The 23,473-nt window shown below is 44.6% G+C and carries 21 protein-coding genes and 1 tRNA gene; 17 read left to right on the forward strand and 5 right to left on the reverse strand.

Going from position 1 to position 23,473, the window contains the following annotated elements; genetic code table 11:
• Nucleotides 1-47 precede the first annotated feature (47 nt).
• Genes HFELIS_RS01780 through HFELIS_RS01815 form a run of 8 tightly spaced genes read left to right on the forward strand, consistent with a single transcriptional unit; the run spans nucleotide 48 to nucleotide 10,106 of the window.
• The gene (locus tag HFELIS_RS01780) at nucleotides 48-1,463 is read left to right on the forward strand and encodes a COG3400 family protein (RefSeq protein WP_013468825.1); all 1,416 of its coding nucleotides are present in this window, start codon (nucleotides 48-50) and stop codon (nucleotides 1,461-1,463) included.
• Nucleotides 1,460-2,488: a 3-dehydroquinate synthase gene (aroB, locus tag HFELIS_RS01785; protein WP_013468826.1), complete on the forward strand. Its 1,029-nt coding sequence runs from the start codon at nucleotides 1,460-1,462 to the stop codon at nucleotides 2,486-2,488. Before HFELIS_RS01780 ends, aroB begins: the two co-directional genes overlap by 4 nt.
• Entirely contained in the window at nucleotides 2,479-3,981 is a 1,503-nt protein-coding gene (locus tag HFELIS_RS01790) for a mechanosensitive ion channel family protein (RefSeq protein ID WP_013468827.1), read from the forward strand. The genes aroB and HFELIS_RS01790 overlap by 10 nt, the downstream gene beginning before the upstream one ends.
• The gene (locus tag HFELIS_RS01795) at nucleotides 3,978-5,558 is read left to right on the forward strand and encodes a mechanosensitive ion channel domain-containing protein (protein ID WP_013468828.1); all 1,581 of its coding nucleotides are present in this window, start codon (nucleotides 3,978-3,980) and stop codon (nucleotides 5,556-5,558) included. Before HFELIS_RS01790 ends, HFELIS_RS01795 begins: the two co-directional genes overlap by 4 nt.
• The gene (gene mtaB / locus HFELIS_RS01800; protein WP_013468829.1) at nucleotides 5,555-6,811 is read left to right on the forward strand and encodes a tRNA (N(6)-L-threonylcarbamoyladenosine(37)-C(2))-methylthiotransferase MtaB; all 1,257 of its coding nucleotides are present in this window, start codon (nucleotides 5,555-5,557) and stop codon (nucleotides 6,809-6,811) included. Before HFELIS_RS01795 ends, mtaB begins: the two co-directional genes overlap by 4 nt.
• Nucleotides 6,795-8,453 carry an AAA family ATPase gene (locus HFELIS_RS01805; protein ID WP_104710286.1) on the forward strand — a complete coding sequence of 553 codons (1,659 nt, stop codon included), beginning with the start codon at nucleotides 6,795-6,797 and terminating at the stop codon, nucleotides 8,451-8,453. Before mtaB ends, HFELIS_RS01805 begins: the two co-directional genes overlap by 17 nt.
• Nucleotides 8,450-9,064 carry a pimelyl-ACP methyl ester esterase BioV gene (bioV, locus tag HFELIS_RS01810; RefSeq protein ID WP_013468831.1) on the forward strand — a complete coding sequence of 205 codons (615 nt, stop codon included), beginning with the start codon at nucleotides 8,450-8,452 and terminating at the stop codon, nucleotides 9,062-9,064. The genes HFELIS_RS01805 and bioV overlap by 4 nt, the downstream gene beginning before the upstream one ends.
• A 1-nt stretch (nucleotide 9,065) precedes the next feature.
• Nucleotides 9,066-10,106 carry a glycosyltransferase family 9 protein gene (locus HFELIS_RS01815; RefSeq protein ID WP_013468832.1) on the forward strand — a complete coding sequence of 347 codons (1,041 nt, stop codon included), beginning with the start codon at nucleotides 9,066-9,068 and terminating at the stop codon, nucleotides 10,104-10,106.
• 1 nt (nucleotide 10,107) lies between these two features.
• Here the strand turns inward: HFELIS_RS01815 and HFELIS_RS01820 are convergent, their stop codons facing one another.
• The 3 genes from HFELIS_RS01820 to HFELIS_RS01830 all read right to left on the reverse strand — a co-directional run bounded on the left by HFELIS_RS01820 (nucleotide 10,108) and on the right by HFELIS_RS01830 (nucleotide 11,321).
• Nucleotides 10,108-10,692 (reverse strand): NAD(P)H-dependent oxidoreductase, encoded by a 585-nt coding sequence (locus HFELIS_RS01820; protein WP_013468833.1) that lies wholly within the window; start codon nucleotides 10,690-10,692, stop codon nucleotides 10,108-10,110.
• A 40-nt stretch (nucleotides 10,693-10,732) separates the two neighbouring features.
• Nucleotides 10,733-10,810: transfer RNA gene (locus tag HFELIS_RS01825), tRNA-Met, on the reverse strand.
• 46 nt (nucleotides 10,811-10,856) lie between these two features.
• Nucleotides 10,857-11,321: a hypothetical protein gene (locus HFELIS_RS01830; RefSeq protein WP_013468834.1), complete on the reverse strand. Its 465-nt coding sequence runs from the start codon at nucleotides 11,319-11,321 to the stop codon at nucleotides 10,857-10,859.
• A gap of 85 nt (nucleotides 11,322-11,406) precedes the next feature.
• On the opposite strand from HFELIS_RS01830, the gene truD reads away from it, so the two are divergent.
• The 3 genes from truD to folE are packed head-to-tail and all read left to right on the forward strand — an operon-like array spanning nucleotide 11,407 to nucleotide 13,990.
• The gene (gene truD, locus HFELIS_RS01835; protein ID WP_013468835.1) at nucleotides 11,407-12,525 is read left to right on the forward strand and encodes a tRNA pseudouridine(13) synthase TruD; all 1,119 of its coding nucleotides are present in this window, start codon (nucleotides 11,407-11,409) and stop codon (nucleotides 12,523-12,525) included.
• Nucleotides 12,522-13,451, forward strand: a complete 930-nt coding sequence (gene htpX, locus HFELIS_RS01840; RefSeq protein ID WP_013468836.1) for a zinc metalloprotease HtpX — start codon at nucleotides 12,522-12,524, stop codon at nucleotides 13,449-13,451. Before truD ends, htpX begins: the two co-directional genes overlap by 4 nt.
• Nucleotides 13,451-13,990: a GTP cyclohydrolase I FolE gene (gene folE / locus HFELIS_RS01845; protein ID WP_013468837.1), complete on the forward strand. Its 540-nt coding sequence runs from the start codon at nucleotides 13,451-13,453 to the stop codon at nucleotides 13,988-13,990. The genes htpX and folE overlap by 1 nt, the downstream gene beginning before the upstream one ends.
• Here the strand turns inward: folE and HFELIS_RS01850 are convergent.
• A complete protein-coding gene (locus tag HFELIS_RS01850) occupies nucleotides 13,987-15,147 on the reverse strand; it encodes an FtsW/RodA/SpoVE family cell cycle protein (protein WP_013468838.1) in 1,161 nt (386 codons plus the stop codon). The two genes, folE and HFELIS_RS01850, sit on opposite strands and share 4 nt — an antisense overlap.
• Nucleotides 15,148-15,266: 119 nt before the next feature.
• Here HFELIS_RS01850 and flgB point away from each other — a divergent pair, with 119 nt between their 5' ends.
• From flgB to HFELIS_RS01880, 6 genes are all read left to right on the forward strand, one after another.
• Complete coding sequence (gene flgB / locus HFELIS_RS01855) at nucleotides 15,267-15,689, forward strand: flagellar basal body rod protein FlgB (protein WP_013468839.1); 423 nt, start codon at nucleotides 15,267-15,269, stop codon at nucleotides 15,687-15,689.
• Between the two features lie 14 nt (nucleotides 15,690-15,703).
• On the forward strand, nucleotides 15,704-16,195 hold the full coding sequence (gene flgC / locus HFELIS_RS01860; protein ID WP_013468840.1) for a flagellar basal body rod protein FlgC: 492 nt from the start codon (nucleotides 15,704-15,706) through the stop codon (nucleotides 16,193-16,195).
• An 83-nt stretch (nucleotides 16,196-16,278) separates the two neighbouring features.
• Complete coding sequence (fliE, locus tag HFELIS_RS01865; RefSeq protein WP_013468841.1) at nucleotides 16,279-16,581, forward strand: flagellar hook-basal body complex protein FliE; 303 nt, start codon at nucleotides 16,279-16,281, stop codon at nucleotides 16,579-16,581.
• Nucleotides 16,582-16,618: 37 nt separating this feature from the next.
• A complete protein-coding gene (locus HFELIS_RS01870) occupies nucleotides 16,619-18,442 on the forward strand; it encodes a peptidoglycan D,D-transpeptidase FtsI family protein (protein ID WP_013468842.1) in 1,824 nt (607 codons plus the stop codon).
• A 51-nt stretch (nucleotides 18,443-18,493) separates the two neighbouring features.
• On the forward strand, nucleotides 18,494-19,588 hold the full coding sequence (locus HFELIS_RS01875) for an Mrp/NBP35 family ATP-binding protein (protein WP_013468843.1): 1,095 nt from the start codon (nucleotides 18,494-18,496) through the stop codon (nucleotides 19,586-19,588).
• Nucleotides 19,589-19,592: 4 nt separating this feature from the next.
• Nucleotides 19,593-21,557, forward strand: coding sequence for an FUSC family protein (locus HFELIS_RS01880; protein ID WP_013468844.1), 1,965 nt, complete (start codon nucleotides 19,593-19,595; stop codon nucleotides 21,555-21,557).
• 19 nt (nucleotides 21,558-21,576) lie between these two features.
• Here HFELIS_RS01880 and HFELIS_RS01885 read toward each other — a convergent pair whose 3' ends face one another.
• On the reverse strand, nucleotides 21,577-23,466 hold the full coding sequence (locus tag HFELIS_RS01885) for a methyl-accepting chemotaxis protein (RefSeq protein WP_013468845.1): 1,890 nt from the start codon (nucleotides 23,464-23,466) through the stop codon (nucleotides 21,577-21,579).
• Between the last annotated feature and the right edge of the window lie 7 nt (nucleotides 23,467-23,473).

The following is a 23,473-nucleotide window of genomic DNA, read 5'->3' on the forward strand; positions in this document are numbered from 1 at the left end:
GACCTTAACTTTTTTACTATATAATAGCCAAAAACGATAGGAAGTGCTTGAAAAGGGTGATGCTCATCTTGGAGGGCGTGATCGCTAAAAATTTCATAGAAGTGGTCGCAACCAAGTATTTTAGTAATAATTTCTATCTTGTTATCGCCAAAAATTCTAGCTGTTTGCCCGCAAGTTTGCCTAGCACTTTTGTAGTGCACTATTTTGATCCCACCTCTGCCTACCATTTGCATCCCCTTTTAGACGCGCAAGTGAGCGATGTTTTCCTCATCATGGGAGACACCAAAGAACAACAGGCCGTCTATGAAATTATCCGTCAAAAAAATAAGGAAGTGCGTCTTGTTGTGGCTCTCAAAAGTGGGGCAAAGTGGGAGGGGAACAAAGATGATAAGTTGTTATTAATGGACAATGCTCAGATTATCGCCAATAAATGCATCGCCAAAATTCCCAATGTGCCCAATGTGCCTCAGGGATTTGGGTTAGAGCAGGGGGAAGTGATGGAAATTGGCGTGCCCTTTGGAAGTGTCTTTGCCTACCGCCATATTGGAGCTTTGCGCCAAAAAGATTATAGAATTGTGGGGATTTATCGTAAGAATAAGTTTTTTTTGAGCAGTCCATCGACTATCATTCAGCCCCGCGATCAGCTCTTGGTAGCAGGCAATCCAGAAGTGTTAAACAATGTTTATTTGCAAGTAAAAAGCAATGTAGGGCAATTTCCTGTGCCTTTTGGGCGGGATATTTATTTATACATAGATATGCATTTGCAAAATCCTCAAGCTATCGAGCGCGATCTCAAGCAGGCTCTCTTTTTGCATGAGAATCTAAAAAGTCTGGCCCTCTATATCCATGTTCTCAATCCCAAAATCGGTGCTTCTGAAATGCGTGCTATTGAAAAAGAAGATATCCATGTCCATTTAGATTTTAGTGGAAGCACTTTTCATGAAAAATTGCACTTGGATAGTCAAAAAAAGATCGGCTTGGTAGTGGTGGGTAAGGAAATCTTTAGTTGCACTCAAAACCGCCAAACTCTATTTAAGATCACCACCCCCATTTTTAAAACCAATGCTAGGGGACTGGGCGAAATTAAAAAGGGTATGGTGGTGCTCAATACAAGCATGCAACAGAGCGAAGATATCTCTTCTGTGATGTTTGATGTTTGCGCACAAATGAACTTAGACATGCTATTATACGACTTTGATCCGGACAAGCGCTACAAGGTGGAAGTCATTGACAATTACAAGCATCTCTCCCACATTTATAATCGTAAAATCAAAATTATCCGCACTTCTATGAAAAATCCTATTTTATTTTTAAGAAAGCTTGAAACCCCCGTTGTGCAGTTTTTACCCTTTGAATCCTGCATTACTCAAAGCAAACTCTTTTGGATGTTTTCAACCAAAGTTGAAAAGATTGCCTTTTTGAGCGATCTGCACCCCCAACTTTTTATCCCTGTAGCCGAATGATGCGCTTAGACATACAGACAAAACAAGGAGCTTATGCTGTGAGCATTGGGGCATTGCCTCAAGTTAAATTGTCCTGTAAAGCTTTGGTTGTGAGCGATACTCTAGTTGGAGAGTTGTATTTGACTTCCTTGCTAAAGCGTATCAATGCAACACACATAGTAACCCACCTAGTGCCCACAGGCGAGTCTTTTAAAACTTGGCAGACTTTGGAGGGTATTTTAGAGAGTGCCTTTGGTGCGCATTTAAATCGATCGGATTGCATGATAGCTTTGGGGGGCGGAGTGGTGAGCGATATGGTGGGCTTTGCTAGCGCGATCTATAAAAGAGGGATTGATTTTTATAATATCCCTACGACCTTGCTCGCCCAAGTGGACGCGAGTGTAGGGGGCAAAACGGGGATTAACAACGCGCATGGGAAAAACCTCATCGGAGCTTTTCATCCGCCTAAAGCCGTTTACATCGATCCTAGTTTTTTAAAAACCTTGCCCCAGCGCGAGTTTAGGGCTGGGATTGCAGAGATGATCAAAAAGGCGATCTGTTTGGACGCGTCCTATTTTGAGTGGTTGGGCAATCACCCCATAGAGTCGCACTTGGAGGAGGCGATTTTTAAAAGCGTGCAAATCAAGGCTAGAGTGGTGGAACAAGATGAGCAGGAAAAAGGCTTGCGTATGGGGCTTAACTATGGCCATACTTTCGCGCATGCCATTGAAAAAGAGGGTAATTATACGGAATTATTGCACGGGGAGGCAGTGGGGATAGGCATGCGCATGGCCAATGCGCTAGCTTTGCACTTGGGTTTTCTTAAGCATACGGATTATATGCGCATGGAGACTTTGTTGCGCGCCTATGGCTTAGACCTACCCTATCAAATCAAAAACATGGAGAGTTTTTATACCACCATGCAACAGGATAAAAAAAATAGCTCAGGGGTGCGTTTCATTTTACCCACAAGCATCGGAAGTTTTAAAATATGCGATGAGGTGCCCCAAAGCGTGGTGTGTGAAGTGCTGAGAGCATGGGCTTAAGAATCCTTGTTTTTTTATGTTTGCTATGCGTAGGGCTATATGCTCAGTTAGACCCTAGTGCGCTCAAAGCCCAGCTAGAGAGTTTGGACAAACAGCTCGAACCCAACACATGGGTGCAAAAATTCAAGAATTTTGAACATTACCAACAGCTCTCTTTGCAGATTCGCCACTTGCAAGGACAGCTTAGGACTCTCAAGATCAAGGGAGGACATGGCCTGGAGACAAGCGCGTTAGAACACAATTTACAGAGTCTCCAACACCAACAAAAACTTTTAGAATCTTATAAAAACCCTCCCTTTAAAGAGTTAGTAGAAAAACCCCCCATTCTCAACACTCCCACTATCACCAACCCCTTTGCCATTATCGGAGGACTCTCTTTTCTCAAGAGCTTACAAGGGCATTATAAAATCATGCAGGCCAATTTAGGGAGCTTGAAACACGCTTTAACTCTAATTCAAGAAAAACGCGCCCTCTTAGAACAACTCAACGCCCTCAGTCCTAAGCCACAACTCAGCGCACAAATCTCCCAAGAGCAAGTGAAAATCCTCGAATTTCAAAGCGCGCAAAATCTCTTAAGTGCGAGTATTGAGAGTTATGCTAAAGATGTGCAGGCCACGCGCGCCAATCTCCAAGATCAGATCAAAGATCAACTTTTTAAATTGGCTTGGGTGGTGTTGGCTGCTTTGGGGAGTGTGTTATTGGCTTGGTTGCTCAAACGCTTGAGTCATAAATACTTGAGCGGAGATGAGCGCGCTTACACCATTAATAAGGCGATCAACTTTATCAATGCCAATGTCATTGTTTTAATCTTCCTGTTTGCTTATTTGGAAAATATCTCTTATCTCATCACTTTCTTAGGTTTTGCCAGCGCGGGGTTTGCTATTGCTATGCGGGATGTCTTCATGAGCGCGCTAGGGTGGCTATCCATCTTAATTAAGGGAAGTGTGCATGTGGGCGATCGGGTTGGGATTACTAAAGATGGAAATACCTATGTGGGCGATGTGTTGGACATTTCCATGCTCAATATCACCATTTTAGAAGATGTAACTCTCACTACCTACACAAAAAATAATGGGTGTGCCGGGCGCATTATCTTTGTGCCCAATAACTACATTTTTACCGGACTCTTTTCTAATTACACGCATTTGGGCCTCAATGCGATATGGGATAGCATAGACTTCTTGCTCCCTTTTGGCTCTAATTACCAACACGCTATAGACATTGCCCTAAAAATTGCCACCATGCACTCTCAACCTTACAGCCAAGCCACCCGCACACGCTTAAATAAGATGCGCGCCAAATACGCCCTGCGCGCCTTGGATTCTGAGCCTAAAATAGCCCTCATGCCTGAAAAAGAGGGGTTGCGCTTGCATGTTTCCTACTTGGTGAACGCTTATGACACGCTGAGTTTGCGCTCTGCGATCGCCCTAGAGATCACTCAGGCGTTCGAACAGGCGGATGACATTTTCATCACCCCTAAGTCTGCCTCATGAGGTGGTGGCTCTTAGCTTTATATTTTGGCGTGTTGCTAGGCTCTCAAAATGCTAGCACGACCAAAGAAACCTTAATGCAGCTCCAAACAGAACTCACACGCCTTGAAAAACACCTAGACACCAACAACAACATTTGGCTTAAAAAATTTAATAATGTGGAGAGCTACGATCAAATCTATGAGGAAATCCAAAGTATCCAGCACCAACTCAAGGTGCTCAAACGCAAAAGAGGGGGAGACACTCTACAGATCAGCACCCTAAATCACACTTTGCAGGCTCTCAAACACCAAGAGGAGCTTTTGGAACAATATAAGATCAACCCTTTTAAAGAACTCGTAGAAAAACCCCAAATTGGCACGATTCCCTTCATTAGCAATCCTTTAGCGATTGTAACAGGGGTGTCTTTTATCAAAACCATTAAAGCGCAATATGCAACAATGCAACGCAATCACAAGCTCTTAGTGCAGGCTTTAGAACTCTTAGAGCAAGAAGTGAGTGTGTTGACCCAGTTAAAAACCCTGCAGGGGAATAACAATATCGCTAAAAAGCTTTACCAAGAGCAGATTAAAAAAATCGAATTGCAAGGGGCGCAAAAACTCTTAAAAACTAGCATGGATTTATATGCTAAAGACATCGAAGAAGCTAGTGCTAATATCCAAACCCAAATCAAAGCCCAACTCTTCAAACTCTTGTATGTGATGCTAATCGCCTTGGCAAGTATTGTTCTAGCATGGGTGTTAAAAATCATCAGTCATAAGTATGTCCAAAGCAATGAACGCGCCTATACCATCAACAAAGCGATCAACTTCATCAATGCCAATATTATCATTTTGATTTTTTTATTTGCCTACTTAGAAAATGTATCCTACCTTGTAACTGTGCTAGGGTTTGCTAGCGCGGGGCTTGCCATCGCCATGCGCGATTTATTTATGAGTGTGCTGGGGTGGTTTACTATCATTGTGGGGGGTAATGTGCATGTAGGGGATCGCATCAAAGTTTCCAAGGAAGGAAATACTTATGTAGGCGATGTGCTAGATATTTCCATGCTCTATATCACCATCTTAGAGGATGTTACCCTGACCAGCTACATGGAAAATGATTGTCGGGCAGGGCGCATTATTTTTATCCCCAATAACTATATTTTTACCAATCTCTTTGCCAATTACAGCCACTTTGGCATGAAAAGTGTTTGGGACGGGGTAACTTTTTGCATCACCTTTGATTCTAACCACAAAAAAGCGATGGAAATCGCGCTCAACACCGCCAATACGCACGCCAAACAATATACCGAGATGACTTATAAGCAACTAGGCAAAATGCGCACCAAGTATTCTCTGCGTAACACCAGCGTAAACCCTAGGGTTTTCATGGCTTTGCAAAAAGATGGGATTCAAATTAGCGTGTGGTATCAAACCAACTCTTATGCGACCCTCGCGCTCAAGTCTAAGATTTCTAGTGATATTATCCAAGCTCTTTTGCAAGAACCTGATATTTGGATCGCCTATAGCACGACTAAATTTGTGCAAGATATGGGTGATGGGTTTGGCAATAAGGACTACCTACAGGAAAAAGCATGAAACAGAAAGTCTATTTTAAAACCTTTGGTTGCCGCACTAATCTTTACGACACGCAGGTCATGTTAGCGCACTTGAAAGACTTTGAGCGCGTGGAGTCTTTAGAAGAGGCGCAAATTGTGGTGCTCAATTCCTGCACGGTAACCAATGATGCCGATTACACCGCGCGCGCCTATGCTAAAAAGGTGCATGCTTTGGGCAAAAAGGTGTATTTTACCGGGTGTGGAGCGAATTCTCAAGGCTTGAAACTTTTTGAGCAAGGGCATGCCTTTGGAGTCTTTGGACACGATCGCAAGGAGCAAATCAATGCCCTACTCCAAACCCCAGAAAAATTTTTCTATGCAGATAGTCTAACCTATGTAGAGCGTAGCATTGTGCCCGATTTTGTCGGCAAAACCCGCGCCTTTGTCAAAATCCAAGAAGGCTGTGATTTCAAATGCAGTTATTGCGTGATCCCCCTAGTGCGGGGCAAGTCTAGGAGTTTGATCGAGGATCAAATTTTAGATCAAGTGCGCGTTTTAGCACAAAAGGGCATTGTAGAAATTGTCTTGACAGGGACCAATGTAGGGAGTTATGGCAAGGAAACCCGTAGCAATATCGCCCGCCTGATTCAAAAAATCGCGCGCATTGAGGGGATTAAGCGCGTGCGCATTGGCAGTCTTGAACCTAGTCAGATCGATGCAGAATTTTTAGAACTGCTCGATCACCCCATTTTAGAAAAGCATTTACATATTGCCCTGCAGCACAGCCATGACACTATGCTCAAACACATGCGGCGGCGCAACCGCACGCACAGCGATCGCGCCCTCTTAGAGAAGATCGCTTCTAAGGGCTTTGCGCTAGGCACGGATTTCATTGTAGGACACCCTTATGAAAGTGAGGAAATTTGGCAAAGCGCGTTGGAGAATTTTAAGCAGCTCCCCCTCACACACATCCATCCCTTTATTTATAGTCCGCGCTCAGGCACACTCTCTAGCACAATGCAGAATCGAGTCAATGGCAAAATAGCTAAAGAAAGACTACAGATTATTAAAACACAGGTACAGACCAATAACCACGCCTTCCGCCAGCAGGTGAAAGCAGAGCAACATGTCTTGGAAGTGTTGATAGAAAGTTACAAAGGGGGGCTTTATCATGGAAGCGACCAGTATTTTAACCCCATAGAAATCCGCGCCAAAGAGGATTTGCGCGGACAATGGATTCATGTGAGTGATTATGATGTACGAGAAGATAAAAACTATGCGCTTTTTGAATAAAAAGCTGATTTTTGGGGCGTTGGGGGTGTTGATAGGGGCAATTTTTGTGGTGTTTTTGTTCTTGCGCGATCAGGTCAGATTGGTCAGTCTGAAAGATTTCAACGCGCTTTTACATTCAGATAAAATCCAAAGTATCCAGATGGATGACCATTATGTCTATCTTAAAATAAATTTTAAAATCTACAAGACCGCGCGGATAGGTTGGAAAGATGGCTTAGAGTTTCCCACCAATATCCCTATTGAAATCCTCAAAGATGGCAATACAACCCAACAAGTCTTAGATTTAACCATCATCTTCTTTTTCCTTGTGTTGCTATTATTGCTCCTGCGCTTTGCATGGACGCGCAAAAATCTCCCCTTGCAAACCAGTTATGATAGCGTGCTCAAAGCTCAGAGTCCGCCCATGCCCTCTTTGCACGCCACTCTGCCTAGCGTGCGCTTTGAAGATGTCGCGGGCACTAAGGAGGTCAAGGAGGAGCTTTATGAGATCGTAGACTATCTCAAAAACCCCAAGAAATACCAAGATCTAAAGATCAAACTACCTAAAGGCGTGCTTTTGGTAGGACCCCCGGGGGTGGGCAAGACAATGATTGCTAAAGCCCTAGCTTCTGAAGCCAAAGTGCCCTTCTTTTATCATAGCGGAAGCGCGTTTGTGCAAATTTATGTGGGCGTGGGGGCTAAGAGGGTGCGTGAACTCTTTGCTAAGGCTAAAGCCTTTAGCCCTTCAATCGTTTTCATCGATGAGATTGACGCGGTGGGCAAGGCTAGAGGCCACCAGCGCAATGACGAGAGGGAAGCTACGCTCAACCAGCTTTTAACCGAGATGGACGGCTTTGAGGAAAGCTCTCAAGTGATTGTGATTGGGGCGACCAATAAAATTGATGTGATGGATGAAGCCTTGCTACGCAGTGGGCGTTTTGATCGGCGCATTTTTATCTCTCTGCCCGATTTAGAAGAACGCATACAGATTTTAGATTCTTATCTCAAGGACAAGCAACATAGCCTAGATTGTAAAGAAGTGGCTAAAATCTGCGTGGGCTTTAGCGGGGCGATGTTAGCCTCTTTGGTCAATGAGAGCGCGCTCAACGCTCTGCGCCACAACGCCCAAATCATCACCATGAAGGACATTTTAGAGGTCAAGGATAAGATCGCCTTTGGCAAGAAGAAAAATGTTGCCCTGAGTGAGCAAGAAAAAAATCTCTATGCTCTGTATCAAAGTGCTAAGGCATTTAGTGCCTACTGGCTAGAAGTGGAATTTGACAAGGTCTTGTTGATGGGAGATTTTTTGATTGCTAGCGATCAAAAGGTGCGTAGCCAAAGCGAGATGAACAATAGTATCAAGGTGTATCTAAGTGGGATGATCATCCTAGAGTTATTTTTTCAAGAGCACTACACCTTAGCCAAAGACGATCTCAAACATGCCTTTGAAATCGCCAAGCGCATGTGTGAGGATTACGCGATGGGGCATAAATTCATCGGGGATCGCTCCGACATGGAGGCGTTGCTAGGCACATTGTATAAAGAGCAAAAGGAATTTTTGAGCAATTCTAAAATACAGGTGCAGGCGATGGCTAAAATCTTGCTAGAAAAAGAAAAGCTCTCCAAGCCCCAAATCCAAGAGATTTTACATTCCTTTGTATGATGGTGGGCACCTACTTTAGCGGTTTTGGTTTTGCCAATGAGAGCTGGCTTTTTGGCTGGATTTTAGAAAAATGCACGCGCTACGATGTAGCCGGTTTTAGCTATGGGGCTACGCGTGCGCTAGAGTATGCCTATGAGCAAGTTAGACAGAGCAAACGCGTGCAACACCTCGTCTTAATCGCCCCTTGCATGCTCGCCCACAAAAGCCAAGCCTTTAAAAATTTACAACTCAAAGCCTACCAACAAAACCCCCAAGCTTACATGCAAGCTTTCTTTGAAAAAATCGGTTGGAGCGCGCTCTTAGCACAAGACCCCAGCCTAGCGCGTTATACGCATTTAGGTAGTCTGCAAGATTTGCAAACCTTGCTCAACTACTACTATGCCCCTGAAAAGTTAGAGTTTTTATGCGCTAAGGGAGTGCGTTTGGAGGTCTTTATCGGGTTGGAAGATGCGATTATGGACGTTAAGGCATTGTGCGCCTTCTTTAGAAATTACGGCTGTGTGTGGCAATTTAAGGGGGCTAATCATTTGCTCAGAGTGCAGGCCAAATCCTCTTCTTTAAAAAAACCACCATGTGCCGATGGTGAAGCCTATCCCAATACAATGGTTTAACATGGAAAAATTATTAGTGGTGCGTAACGATAAATTGGGCGATTTTGTCCTAGCTTGGCCTGCCTTTGCCCTGCTCAAAGCTTCCATGCCTAAAACCCGCCTCATTGCCCTTGTGCCTAGTTATACCGCTCCCTTAGCGCGCATTTGTCCGTATTTAGATGGTGTGATTGTGGACGCCGGGCGCAACGCTTCCAAAAAGGCTAAAAGAGAGACCTTAGAGCAGATTAGAGCCCAAAAATTCCCCGCTGTGATTAGCTTTTTTTCCACCTCTTATAACGCTTTTTTGCTCTATAAGGCGCATATCCCCTTCCGCCTTGCCCCTGCCACCAAGCTTATTCAATTCCTTTATAATCACCGCTTACGCCAACGCCGTTCTCTCTCTATCAAGCCCGAATTTGAATATAACTTAGACTTGGCACGCTATTTTTTAAACTTGCAAAATCTTGAGGTGGTAGAACCTAAAGGTCCCCCCTATTTGTGTTTTGAGCAAACAGAAATCCTAACTCAGGCAGATATGTTAAAGCGCAGATGGGGATTGGATAGTGCTAAACCTTGGGTAGTGGTGCACTCCGGAACAGGAGGCTCTTCGCCTAATTTATCTTTTCAGCAGTGGACAGAGTTGATCAAAGGTCTTTTAGATCGCTTAGATGTGCAGATTATTTTAAGCGCAGGACCTGATGAGAGTCAAAATGCGCACGCATTAGCTGATTCAATAGGGCATCCTCATATCGTGGTGTATGATAAAAACGAGGGGATGGTAGATTTTGCGCGTTCCCTAGCCTGCGCGCATTTTTTCATCTCAGCAGCCACAGGTCCTCTGCATTTAGCCTCTGCACTCAATGTGCCTACCTGTGCTTTCTACCCTGCGCGCGCCTCTGCTGCCCCCCTGCGTTGGCAACCTATCAATGATCCTTCCAAACATTTAGCTTTCATGCCACAGACAACAGACACAGAGCAAGAGATGAACATGGCACTCATTGAAATCCCTCAGATTTTAGACCCGTTGGTAGCCTTTATTCAGCAGTATTTACCCCAAACATAACCTAGAGCGTGTTAAACACCCTTTGCAAATGCGCACTGTAGTCTTTAAGGTATTGTTCCACTTGGGGGTTTTTGCTCACATCATTGCAGATAAAACTAGGCAAAGCGCGCATACCCAAAAACTCGTGCGCTTTATGCAGGGGGAAATACACCCCCTCCACACCCACGCCTCCAAAAAATTCCTCTTTCTGAGTAAATGCCTCTAGGGGGGCGTTCCAAGTGAGTGAAAACATGTAGGTTTTGTCCTGCAAAAGTCCACCCGTGCCGTAATTCTTAGTGGGGTTGTCCAAAGTGCGCCCATCGTTTTTAAAGAGTTTGCCCCGCCCGGTGGTAAAAACCTCGTCCATGTATTTTTTGACGACCCAAGGCGCGCCCATCCACCAGCCGGGCATTTGCCAAATGAGTGTATCAGCTTGCAAAATTTTTTCAATCTCTTCTTCAATTATGTAGCCTTGATCGATGTGGGTTTGAGTGGTGCTATGCCCTAAATCTTGTAGGATTTTTAGCGCATGCGCGTGCAGAGTGGCATTGAGCCTACCTTTGGAATGCCCAAATTCCTTAGCTCCATTGAGTAATAAAATGTGCATGGTAATCCTTAAAAACGATGTAAAAAAATATTAGGGGAGATGGTGTCAAAGGGGGGACTTGAACCCCCGACCTCCGGCTTATGAGACCAGCGCTCTAAACCAGCTGAGCTACCTTGACGCAGAAAAACGCCTATTATAAAGGTATTTTGCTTAAAAATAGTTGATTAAAGCATCACATCAAGGGCTTGGTAAGCCTGATCGTAAGCGTTTTTATAACGATCTACAAAGTTTTGATCCAAACCTAAAGCTTTTTTAAACTGACTCTCTTGGATGGCTTGCAGTCCGTCAAATTTGCGCTCGATCGCCTTCGCGTCTTGTTGGATCTGCCCCCCGTAAAAACTTGTGAGGCTGTAGAGCGATTGGGCAGCAAGGCGTTTTTCATTCTCATTCATCCCCGCTGTGGCGCGCAAAAACGCGCTGTATTCGTTGTCGCTCATCAATTCCAAAACTAAAAAGCCATAGGTTTCACGTTTTAAGCCATTAGATTCGCGCTCCGCTTTGGAGACCTCAGCAACCACTTCGGGTTGCTTTTCTGTTTTTGTGGGAGCAGGGGACTCGCCTCTTTCCAGATGTGAGGCGTTTAACAAGGCGTATAAATTAGGTTGGTTGCGTATATCTTTAACTTCCATTGAGTCCATCCTAAATCAAAGATACCTATCCAAAGCAAAAATCAGTCCAACTTGATCTTAAGTCCTCCAATGGTTATAATAAAATATGCACACATTAACATCGCCCTTTTTTCCTTTGGATTTACCCTCGCGCTTTTTTGCCTCCTCTCACGCGCCCATAGACTTTTATTTTAAAAAATGCTCACGGGATTTTAGCGTGTGTGAAGAGCCTCTTTATCCTTTTAGCGGCTCTGGCGATCACACCATTTTAAAAGTGCGCAAGAAAGATCGGAGCACATGGGAGATGTTAAGCTTATTCTCCCAAATCAGCGGGTGCAAAATGGCAGATTTTGGCTATGCCGGGCTCAAAGATAAGCAAGCCATCACCACGCAATATATTTCTCTACCCAAAATCCACGCCCCCGCCCTAGAAAAACACACCCCCACTCTGCTAGAACATGGTATTAAGATTTTAGAAATCAGTGCCCACAGCCATAAAATCCGCTTAGGGCATCTCAAGGGCAACCACTTCTTCATGCGCTTAAAAAAGCTTAAACCCACAGATGCGCACAAAATAGAGCAGGTGTTAGGTTTTCTTAAAACTTATGGCTTTCCGAATTACTTTGGAGCGCAACGCTTTGGCAAGAGAGGAGACAATTTCAAACAATCCGCCCCGCGTTCTAAAAAACTCAACGCCTTTTTTCTCTCTAGCTACCAAAGCCATCTCTTTAACCACTGGCTCAGCGCGCGCATGCGCTTGAATACTTTACTAGCCCATTTTTCCGCCCAAGAACTGCGCGCGGAGTTTGCAAATTTAAAGTTAGATACCCTCAAAGCTCTACAAGATCAAGAACATTATTTTAAACTCCTAGAGGGGGATATTCTCTGTCATTACCCCTTTGGAAAATACTTTGTGCATGAAGACCCACTCAATAGCGCGCGCTTGATCACCCAAGAGATCGCCCCCACCGGTTTGCTCACCGGACAGAAGGTTATGCATGCTCAAAATCTAGCTTGGTCTTTAGAGTGCCCCTATGCCCACCCCCTTAAAGCACAAGGAGATCGCCGTTATGCCCTTGTCTTTCCTGCTGAGGTGCGCTTTAGTTATATCTCCCAAGAAGCACAGGGAACATTAGAGTTTTTTCTACCCAAGGGGGCGTATGCGACCATCTTTTTAGAGGAGATCGCCGGACGCACCCTATTTTCCTCAAAGGAGTTAACATGACCTTTGATCAAATCATTGCCCAAAATCAACGCAAAAGCTTATGGGTGCTCCTCACTTACGGGGCGACTTTTGTATTCATTGGCCTGCTCGTGGATTTAGTGCGCATTAATGCGCCTAGTCTAAGCGTGGGTTTAGTGCGCTTGCTCAGTTTTCAGGTAATGCCCACTATCACACTAATCATGCTTGCGCTAGCTTTGGGGATCATTTTCTTTTGCATTAATAATTCTCAAGCGATCATGCTCTCGGGCAATGAGTATAGACTCATCGATCCTAGCCAAGTTTTGCGGGGCAAGGAGCGCATGCTCTCTGAGATTTTAGAGGAGTTATTACGCGCTTCTAATACCCCCTTTAGACCAAAATTGTATGTCATGGACGCGCCCTTTATGAACGCCTTCGCTAGCGGTTGGGATGCTAATAACTCCCTCATCGCGCTCACCACAACCCTTATTGACAATTTAGATCGTGAGGAATTAAAGGCGGTGATGGCGCACGAACTTAGCCATATTTTGCACGGGGATATCCGTTTGACCATGTGTGTGGGGATTTTGAGCAATATCATGCTCTTGGGGGCAAATGTGGGTGTGTGGGCGTTTTTGGGAGGGCGCAATGAGAGTGGGGCGCGCACAGCGCGCACAATCTTGCTCGTGTTGCAGTTTGTTTTGCCCATTTTTAGCCTGCTCTTGCAAATGTATTTGAGTCGCACACGCGAATTTATGGCAGATAGTGGGGCAGCTCACATCATGTGCAATAGCGCGCCGATGGTCTCTGCCCTACAAAAGATCGCAGGCAATTACTCTAGCCACGATTTTAGCCAAGCTGATCCCAACCCCACAAGATTAGCCAGCTACATTTTTAACCCCGCCGAGTTATTTAACACGCATCCTAGCATCGAGCAACGCATCGCACTCTTGCAAAGAGGGCGTTAATGCGAGCTTTATGGCTTGAGTTGTGCGCGCGTATAGGGGAAGACCCCCAAAGAGAGGGGCTTAAAAACACTCCCAAACGCCTTAAAGAACTTTGGGATCACCTCATGCAGGGCTATCACTTAAACCCGGAGCAAATTTTACAGAGTGCCTTTAGTATTGAGCGTTGTGATGGGATTATTGTGCTCAAAGACATTGAGTTTTATAGCATGTGTGAGCACCATTTACTGCCCTTTTTTGGGCATGTGAGTGTGGGTTACATCCCTAGAGATAGGGTTGTGGGGTTGGATGCGATCGCCAAGCTTGTAGAGGCGTTTTCAAGGCGTTTACAGATTCAAGAACGCTTGAGTGAGGAGATCGCGAGCACCTTTGAGCGGATTTTACAGCCTAAGGGCGTGGGGGTATTTTGCGTGGCCAAACACTTATGCATGGCGATGCGCGGGGTGCAAAAACAAGATACTTTGGTGAAAACCAGCGCACTTAAGGGGCTGTTTAAAAGCGATGCGCGCACGCGTGCGGAGTTTATGCAATTGCTATCTTAACTGCGCGCCTGCTTGGAGAGGCAGAGCACTAGCCCTAGAGCCAGCGCGTTAGCAATGATAGAACTCCCCCCATAGCTCAAAAAGGGCACGGCGATTCCCTTAATAGGGATGATCCCACTCACCCCAAAGGCGTTAATGATGAAGGAAAAGCCCATGAGTAAGGCCACGCCCAAGCAAAAAAGCATGTGTTTGGGGTTATCTAGGCGGTTGGTGATCTTAAACATCCCATGCAAGAGGGCTAGCATCAAGCCCACGCACACAAAGACCGCTACAAAACCCAATTCTTCAGAGAGTCCGGCTAAAATCATATCCGTATGCACCTCGCTTAAAAAACCTAGTTTGACCACCCCCTCGCCCAAGCCCTGCCCAAATATCCCGCCATGCTTGATGGCATTAGTGGCGTGATAAATTTGATAAGGTTCGGGTAAGTTGTCGATGCGTAGACTATTAGCAAGCTTAGAGGGCAAAAGGGAGAGGATCGAACTTTGTAGATTGGACCACCAGAGTTTCATGCGCAAAATGCGGTGCGCGCTAGTGAGGATAGCGACCACACCAACACACAGCGCGAGGGTGAAAAAGATTTTAAAGAGTTTAAAACTCCCCCCCGAGAAGATCAACAAAAAGCCTAAGACAATGGCTAGCAAGATCACCTGTCCTAAGTCGTTTTGCAACACTCCGATAAAAAAGGCTACCAGCAAAAAGAGCACAAAATAGGGGATAAGGATCATCAGCTCCTCTTTGACGCTGGCTTTTTCTTGGTTAAAGAAGGTGCGCGACAAACTCCAAGAAAGAAAGAATACAAAGCCAATTTTAAAAAACTCTGTGGGCGCGAGCGAGAAAAAGGGGAGGCGAATCCAACGCTTGGCTCCCCCCGCGCTAGAGGACATACTCTCAGGTAAGAAGTTCATCAGCACAATGAGTAAAAACGAGCTAAAAAAGAGTACAAAACCTAGTTTAACAAACCATTTATCTGGGTTGAGCCAAGAAATCCCCCACATGAGCACTATTCCCACCCCCACAGCCACCGCTTGGCGGATGAAAAAATGGAATTCTTGGTAGCGGTAGAGTAAAGTGGTGTAAGTCGAAAGAGAGTAGCTCATCACTACGCTTAAGCCCATCAGTAGGCACGCGTAGAGGAATAAACGCTGGTAAGCCATCCAAAGACCTTTGGAAAATATGTTTGGAATATGTGCTATAATTATACAAAATTTTGCAGACTTGGCTTGTGAGGTTGTGGAATACTCCTTGCTTTTAAGTCTCTTAAGAAAGGGTTCTTATGGATTTGTCTAAAGCCTATCCTTTAGTGTATAAGGCGATGGATTACCGCGCCTTGCGTCAGGATTTGATCGCGAGCAATATCGCCAATGTGGATACGCCTTTTTACCGCCCTAAGGATTTGGATTTTGAAACCATGTTAGCCCATAAAAAGGCAGAGGTGTTTGATCACCAAAAAGACAAGCATTTAAAACTTGCCGAAACCAATCCGCGGCATTTAGAGCCTAAGGATTTTGAAGATAATAAGGCGACTATCTTTTTTAGGGATGGGCATTTAGCTAAGAACGATGGGAATAGCGTAGATATTGACATTGAGACCTCAGAGATGGGGAAAAACTCAACTATGTATTTAGCTCTGACCACCGCACTTAAAAAACATCGAGGTATCGTCAATTACGCCATTGACGCGGCTAAGAATATTTAGAAGAAAGGACAACCATGTTTTTATCTAGTTTTGACATCAGCGGTTATGGATTATCTGCCCAAAGAGTGCGTGCCAATCTCATTTCTTCTAATATTGCCAATGCCAACACCACTCGCACCGATGAGGGTGGGCCTTATCGCCGTCAAGAGGCGATTTTTAAGTCTTTTGATTTTAATAAAATTTTAAATGAAAAACTTGCCCAAAACAACAACTTGATGGAGTATGAAGACCCCTTAGATGAAAGTGATGAGATTGAAAAGCCTAATCCGCCTATTACAGGGGTTTACATTGAAAAAATCGTGCGCGATGACAAAGCCCCCCTACTCAAGTACGACCCCACCCACCCGGACGCGGACGCGAATGGCTATGTGTCTTACCCTAATGTGAATCCAGTCGTGGAGATGGCGGATTTGATCGAGGCCACGCGTGCCTATCAAGCCAATGTGGCGGCATTTCAAAGCACGAAAAACATGGCAACTAACGCCATTGGCATGCTACAAGCTTAATTTACAAGAAAGGAGATTCTCTTTTAGACTTAAAGATTAGCTGAAAGAGACGATAATAGGTGAATACGATGCAAGGAGTCAACATGAAAACTTTATACACTGATATAGGGTTGAATAAAGCTAGCACTCCTTTAGATTCAAAAGCGCATGAGAATCTAATGGAGAAGGGGGAGTTCTCTGCGATGCTCAAGCATTCTATCGATGAACTCAACAACACCCAAAAGGAGTCCGATAAGGCACTTGCGGATATGGCAACCGGGCAGGTTAAAGACCTGCACCAAGCCGCGATTGCCATCGGCAAAGCCGAAACTAGCATGAAACTCATGCTAGAGGTGCGTAACAAGGCGATCAGTGCCTACAAAGAGCTTTTAAGGACGCAAATCTAATCTTCACTATGGGGCTTGTGCTTTTGGGGGGTTTTGAGTGAGCACCGAGCCTAACCCACATTCTTCTTATTCTGATTTTAGGAATCCCGACCTAGACCCTAGACGCACCGAGAGACTTTTATTGATTTTTATAGTCGTGGGGGGGTGTTTGTTGCTCTTTGTGGTGGTGATGTTTTTTAAAGCCATTTTGCCTAGAAAAATGCCCGCTTTTGTGGTAACTAAAACCAATATCGCCATGCGGGGCACGATTTATAGCCAAGATGGTTTTTCCCTAGCCAGCAGTCAAAAACTCTTTAAGGTGAGTTTTAACCCCCTCTCCATTGACCCAGACAAGCGCGATTTTTTTATCGATCTGCTCGCCATTTATACCAATATCCCCCGCTCCCTCATTGCTGAAAAATGCACCCAAAACACCTATGTAACCCTTTCCTATAGTATCAACGCTAACACGGCAGCTAGCTTGCGCCAACTCAACGCCAAACTACTCGCCTATAATGTTTTTGTAGAGTATGAGGATGCCAATAAAAAGATCATGCCTAAAGTGGGTTTGAGTATTGAGGTCAGCGGAATGGCACGCAACTACCCCTACAAAGACAACTTTGAACCCTTAATAGGTTATGTCAAGAAGATCGACACCTCTAAAATCACAATCGTGCAAGGGGTCAAGGGCTTAGAAAAATTTGACAATAAAAGACTCAGTGCCAAGCATGACGGGCAGGACACGGGCAAACGCGACATCGGCTTTAACCTCATTGAAGACAAGAGTTTTGAGAGTATCACACGCGTAGACGGCTTTGACATCACTTTGAGTATTCCTTTGAAAATCCAACGCGATTTAGAACGCCTTTTAGACAGGGCAAAAACTCATTACAAGTCCCAGCAGATCATCGCAGGCGTGTTTTCCCCGATCAATGGCGAACTCTTGGCTTTGGCGACCACCAAGCGTTTTAATCCTAGCAATATCCAAAAGAGCGATTACCCCGCACTTAATGTGGATGCGATTGAACTCTCTTTTGAGCCCGGGAGCACCATTAAGCCCATTGTCTATAGCCTTTTAGTGGATAAAAAGCGCATTGACACCACTAAGCCCATCGATCTAGGGCATGGCACTTATAAGTTAGGTAAATACACGATCAAGGACGATCTCACCCCCCCCAAAAACGCCACGATCGAAGATGTGCTAGTGCGCTCTAGCAACATCGGCATGATCAAACTCTCTAAGCGACTAAGTGCCCAAGAAATGTATGAAGGACTTAAAAGCTTTGGGGTGAGCGAGCCTACTGGGATCGATCTGCCCTATGAAAAAACGGGGCTACTCCCCAGTGTGCGCCTGCTCAATGGCGAAGTCTACAAGGGTAGTGTTTCTTATGGCTATGGTTTGCGCACGACTTTTATGCAACTCTTGCGCGCCTACGGGGTTTTTGCCAATGGGGGCTTTTTGGTAACCCCCCATTTAGCCCAACGCTTTAATGCCTCTAATGGGGATGTCTATATCCCCGATTTCCCTCCTAAAAAGCAGGTGATCAGTAAAGAGAGTGCGCGCAAAATGCAGGAACTCTTGATCAAGGTTGTAACGCATGGCACGGGCAGGAGTGCGCAGGTGAGCGGGCTTGTCATCGGGGGCAAGACGGGCACGGCACGCATTGCTAACAAGGGCAAATACACCGATGTTTACAATAGTTCGTTTTTTGGCTTTGCTAAGGACAAGCAGAACACTTATGGGATCGGGGTGGTGGTCTTTGGGTCTTTGGGTAGTGAGGAATACTATGGTAGCCAAACCGCTGCGCCTATCTTCAAGCAGATTGTGCAAATGCTCATCAAAAACCAGTATCTCACTCCCAACGCTCTCCATAAAGATTAAGCCAATCCTAACGCGCGCATGCTAGACTAAAAACATATCCAAAGGAGAATTATGATCACCCAAGAAGAAGTGCTCCAAGCACTTAAAAGTGTTATTTATCCCAATTTTGAGCGCGATATTGTGAGCTTTGGCTTTGTCAAGAATGTAACCCTGCATGAAAATCGCTTAGGATTACTCTTAGAAATCCCCTCTAGCTCCTCAGAGGTCAAAGCAAGCTTAGAGCAAGCCGTGCGTGCCAAAATGCAAGAGATCGGCATTGGCGCACTGCAACTAGACATCAAAACTCCCCCTAAAAGAGAACCCCAACAAGCCACTAGCAGTAAAAATCTCGCTCCCAATATTAAACATGTAGTGATGGTGAGTTCTGGTAAGGGCGGGGTGGGCAAGAGCACGACTAGCGTCAATCTAGCCATCGCTCTAGCCCAACGCCAGCAAAAAGTGGGGCTTTTAGACGCTGATGTCTATGGGCCTAATATTCCTAGAATGTTAGGCTTGGTGGGTGTGGACCCCATGAGCGATCCCAGCGGTAAAAAGCTCATTCCTTTAGAGGCTTTCAATGTCAAAACCATGAGCATGGGTTTGCTTTATGAAGAGGGACAGAGTTTGATTTGGCGCGGACCCATGCTCATGCGTGCCATTGAGCAAATGCTCACCGATATCTTATGGGGACAGCTAGACATTCTCATCGTGGATATGCCCCCCGGAACTGGAGACGCACAGCTCACTTTAGCCCAAGCTGTGCCTATTAGCGCGGGTATTAGCGTAACCACCCCCCAATTAGTGAGCCTAGATGATGCGACGCGTTCTTTAGACATGTTTGCTAAATTGCACATTCCCATTGCCGGCGTGATTGAGAACATGAGCGGGTTTGTCTGCCCCCATTGTGAGCACACGAGCGACATTTTTGGCAAAGACAATCTAAACACGCTCTTAGAGCGATACCAAACCCAACTGCTCGCACGCATTCCTTTAGAAATGCAGGTGAGAGAGGGAGGAGATAAAGGCACACCTATTAGTGTGCTTAACCCTAAATCCCCCGTAAGCCTCGCCTACCAACAAGCTAGCGATCAACTTTTAGAGTTTTTGGAAAAAGTGGCGCGCGAAGAGCTAGCAACTAACAAAGAGATCCAGCCCACCACGCGTTAAATCTGTGTTATATAGTCTTAAGCGCGCTGTTCACCTTCACGATCCGGGTTATTTCAGTCTGATTTATGCGCTTAAGGCGACCTTTACAACTTTTATTTGTGCGGGGTTGGGGGCCCTCTTTTTTGCCCCCTCTGTTACGATTTGGGCAGGGTTTCAGGCTATTTTTATCCATTTCTTGAGTGTGCTTATCAGCGATAAAGATCACGAAATCCATTACCTATTGATGTTTGTGTTGCTCAGCTGTGTGAATATTCTACTTTTTTATCCCATCGCACATTTTGGGGTGTGGTTGTGTGTACCCATATTTGTGGTTACTTTTTTAGTGGGCATGTCTATGGCCTATAGTCCGGATCTGCATAAAGTTTGCAACACTGCTCTCTCTAATGGGATTGTAACTTGTCTATTTGTAGACGCGCATGCGCCCATCGACCTCAAGCAGAGTTTGGGAATGGTGAGTTTGCTTGGTCTACTAAGTATTGTGCTGCAGTACTTTATTTTTGTTTCCAAATACAGCACTTTCACTAAAAAGCGTTTTGGTATTCTGCTCTCAAATATGGAGCTAATGCTAGAATACGCTAACCATCCCCATGATTACGCCTTGATCAAGACTCAGGTGCTGCAGCAGATTCAAAACACTAAAACAATCCTGAACTCTAAATCTAGCAAGATCAAAGACCCCCACACTATCCAAAACCTACAACGAAGCCTTTTCCAGCTCCATGCCTTAGAAGAGATGTACCATTCTATCCACTCAATTTATGGGCATTTTAATACCCAAGCCCTTGAGCTTGTGCGCCAAGAACTCTTACTCAACTTTAAGATTCTAGCCGGTTTGTTTGCCCAAAAAAATGTCCCTCTGCGCACCGATGCCCTGCAACATCTTGATCCCCATGTAGATAAGTTAGTGCAACGCTCCTTAGAAATCATCTATAATAAAATGCACACCTTTTTAATAGGTGGGGAAATGCCCCTCAATCCTCATAATACTCCCCTGCCCTCACCCAAAAATATTTTCCATGCTTTTCACATTAAAAACCCCATTTTTCAATACGCCTTTAAATACGCCACGGCTATGGGCATCGCCGTTTTTATCGCACGCTATTTTGGTTTTAACCATGGCATGTGGATTGCGATGGCAACCTTACTTGTTTCGCGCTCTTCTCTAGGGAGCACTAAAGAAGCACAAATAGAATTTGTCAAAGGGTCAGCCATTGGGTTATTGCCCGGTTTATTGGTGGTGTGGCTTTTAGGAGAGAGCTGGGCGTTTGGTGTCTTTTTGGGAGTGTCCATTTTTCTTTTTATCTACCTAAAGGTGTATTCCTACACCACTTGGGCGGCTGCGCTGATGTTTGCCTTTGTGCTCTGTTTTTCACTCTTTAAACAACAATTTGTTGATTTGGTCGCCGCGCGCTTGATAGACATTGCTATAGGTATTAGTATTGTCTATGCTGTTTTTCTCTTTATATGGCCCAAATACGATAAAGATACCTTCATCCAACACACCCAAAACACTTTGAGCACCCTTAAAAATCTCTTAAGTCTCACACTCCAACCCAATAGCCCCCATGTTTTGACAACCCAAAAGGTATTTTTAGAACAATTTAACGATTTTAGACTTTGTTTAAAAAACGCGCGCAGTGAAACCGCTGATACCAAGAGCATTGAGGCCCTCTTTAGAGCTCTCAAATGCCTAGATGTGCTAGATACTTCTAGCTATCGCCTCTATGAGTTTTGCCAATCTACCCCTCTTTCTGAAGAAACCCAACTTTTTGTGCACAATAATACCCGCCTCATTCTCAATCGTTATACCCAAATGCTCAACTACATTCACAACAAACCCCATTTTTTTAAGCCACAGGAAGCAGGGCGCTTATTGGGCATTAGCAAGGATTTAGACTTGCTATTCAATACTCTTTTTAGCACACAAAACAAACTTTTTGCAGAACTCACGCTTGTGTTTAAATACTAAAAATAGGCAAGTTCTATAATCAGACTTTGAATTTGCCCAATTCTTCATTAAAGATATGTGCCATTTGGGTTAAAGAGGTGCTTGCTTTGCCCACTTCCTGCACACTCTCATAGTCTAGGGAAGCGAGCTTACTAATTTCTTGAACTTCTTTGACGACTCCTTTAATCGCTTCAGCCATGTGTTTAAATTCTTCAACATCCTTTGTGGTCGCCTCAATCACCACCTGAATACTTTGTACATTGGTGTCTACCACCGCTTGGAGTTCGTTAGTGAGCTCAGAAGTCTTTAAAATGTCTTGCGCGTTCTTGTGGAAGTTTTGGCTAATATCCCCCACACTCTGCACAACTTCATTGATCGTGCCATGAATTTCTGTCAGGGATTTTTGCGTCTTCTCAGCTAGTTTTCTCACTTCATCAGCCACCACCGCAAAGCCTCTTCCATGTTCTCCTGCGCGCGCAGCCTCAATGGCAGCATTTAGGGCTAATAAATTGGTTTGATCGGCAATTTCAGAGATGATGGTTAAGACCGCCTTGATATTTGCGGTATTTTTAGAGGCCTCTTCAAGCTTATGAGAAAACTCCACGCCCACCTGCGCGTTATTGGCAAGGTTTAAGCTTAAATCAGCAATTTTAACACGCACACCGCCTAAATTATCGCCAGTTTGCACTAAATTCGCATTATTGCCATGGGCGTTGTCGGCCCCTGCTAAAATGGTGTGCACAATCTCATTACCATTATTCACAGCTCTAGAGATATAGCCTGTATTCTCTTGAAGATGTTTTTGCACATCGTTGGCGTTTTGGTGTAGCGTGTTGGCGATCTTGCTGTTTTGAGAACTAAGTTCCTTGATTTTGGAAATAATCCCTTGAATTTTTTCTAAAAGTTTATTGATATTCTCAGAAATCACGGCGATTTCATCCTTGCCCTTAACCTCTAATCTTTTGGTAAGATCGCCCTCATCAGAAACTAAATCCATGACAAGATCGCGTAGTCTAATCAAAGGCTTGAAAAGAATTTGAATCACTCCAAATAAGAGGAGAGAACTGCCCACAATGGAGAGAATGGCAAGAATTACCAAAGTGTTGCGCAACTTGTAAAGTCTAGCAAAGGCATCATCTTTATTGATCACACCCAAGATTTTCCAACCCAATTTGGGCACGGTGGTGTAGACATAAAACTTATCTGTGTTTCTAGCAATATGTTCAGTAAAACCTGAATGGGTAGCTAGAATACGATCGGTGAGTTCTTTACCACCCGGATATTTATGCGAGTCGTAATAACTCTCTCCTTTTTTGAATTTATTTGAACGGATCACTAGGGCCTGCGAATCTAAGATATGCACACGCCCTCCTTCAAAATGAAATCTTTTATCACCTTGCCACAATCGGTCTAAATTCATATCCATCCCTAAAACACCCTGAAAAACCCCTTTTTCATAAACCGGGATAGAATAAGTGAGGATCATTTTTTGAGTAAAGGCATCTATATAGGGACTAGAAACGGCGATGCCATTTTTTTCCTGCGCTTTTTTATACCATGGGCGTTTTCTAGGATCGTAACCCTCAGGTATGGAGGCCATTGTGCCCAAAATTTGGCCATCTTTAAAGCCAATGTAGGTGCTCTCAGTGTTCATGCTGTAGTGGATGAAATTTAACATTTGCAAGATGCGCACACTATCTTGTAAATTCATCGCCTCTAAATGTTGCACGGAACTTGTAATCCCCGTGCGGATATTGTCATCCCAATCTGCAATGGAGGCAGAGATTAGAGTAACGGCTGAATTTAAAGAATGTTGCACCCTAGTTGCAATATTAGTGCTCACGGTTCGATTGATGATAAAAATGATAGTCAAAAAGATCATGCTTAATGATCCAGCCAAAACCAGCAAAATTTTTGTTTTAAAATTCATCCAAGTC

This window comes from Helicobacter felis ATCC 49179, assembly GCF_000200595.1.
Taxonomy (GTDB): Bacteria; Campylobacterota; Campylobacteria; order Campylobacterales; family Helicobacteraceae; genus Helicobacter; species Helicobacter felis.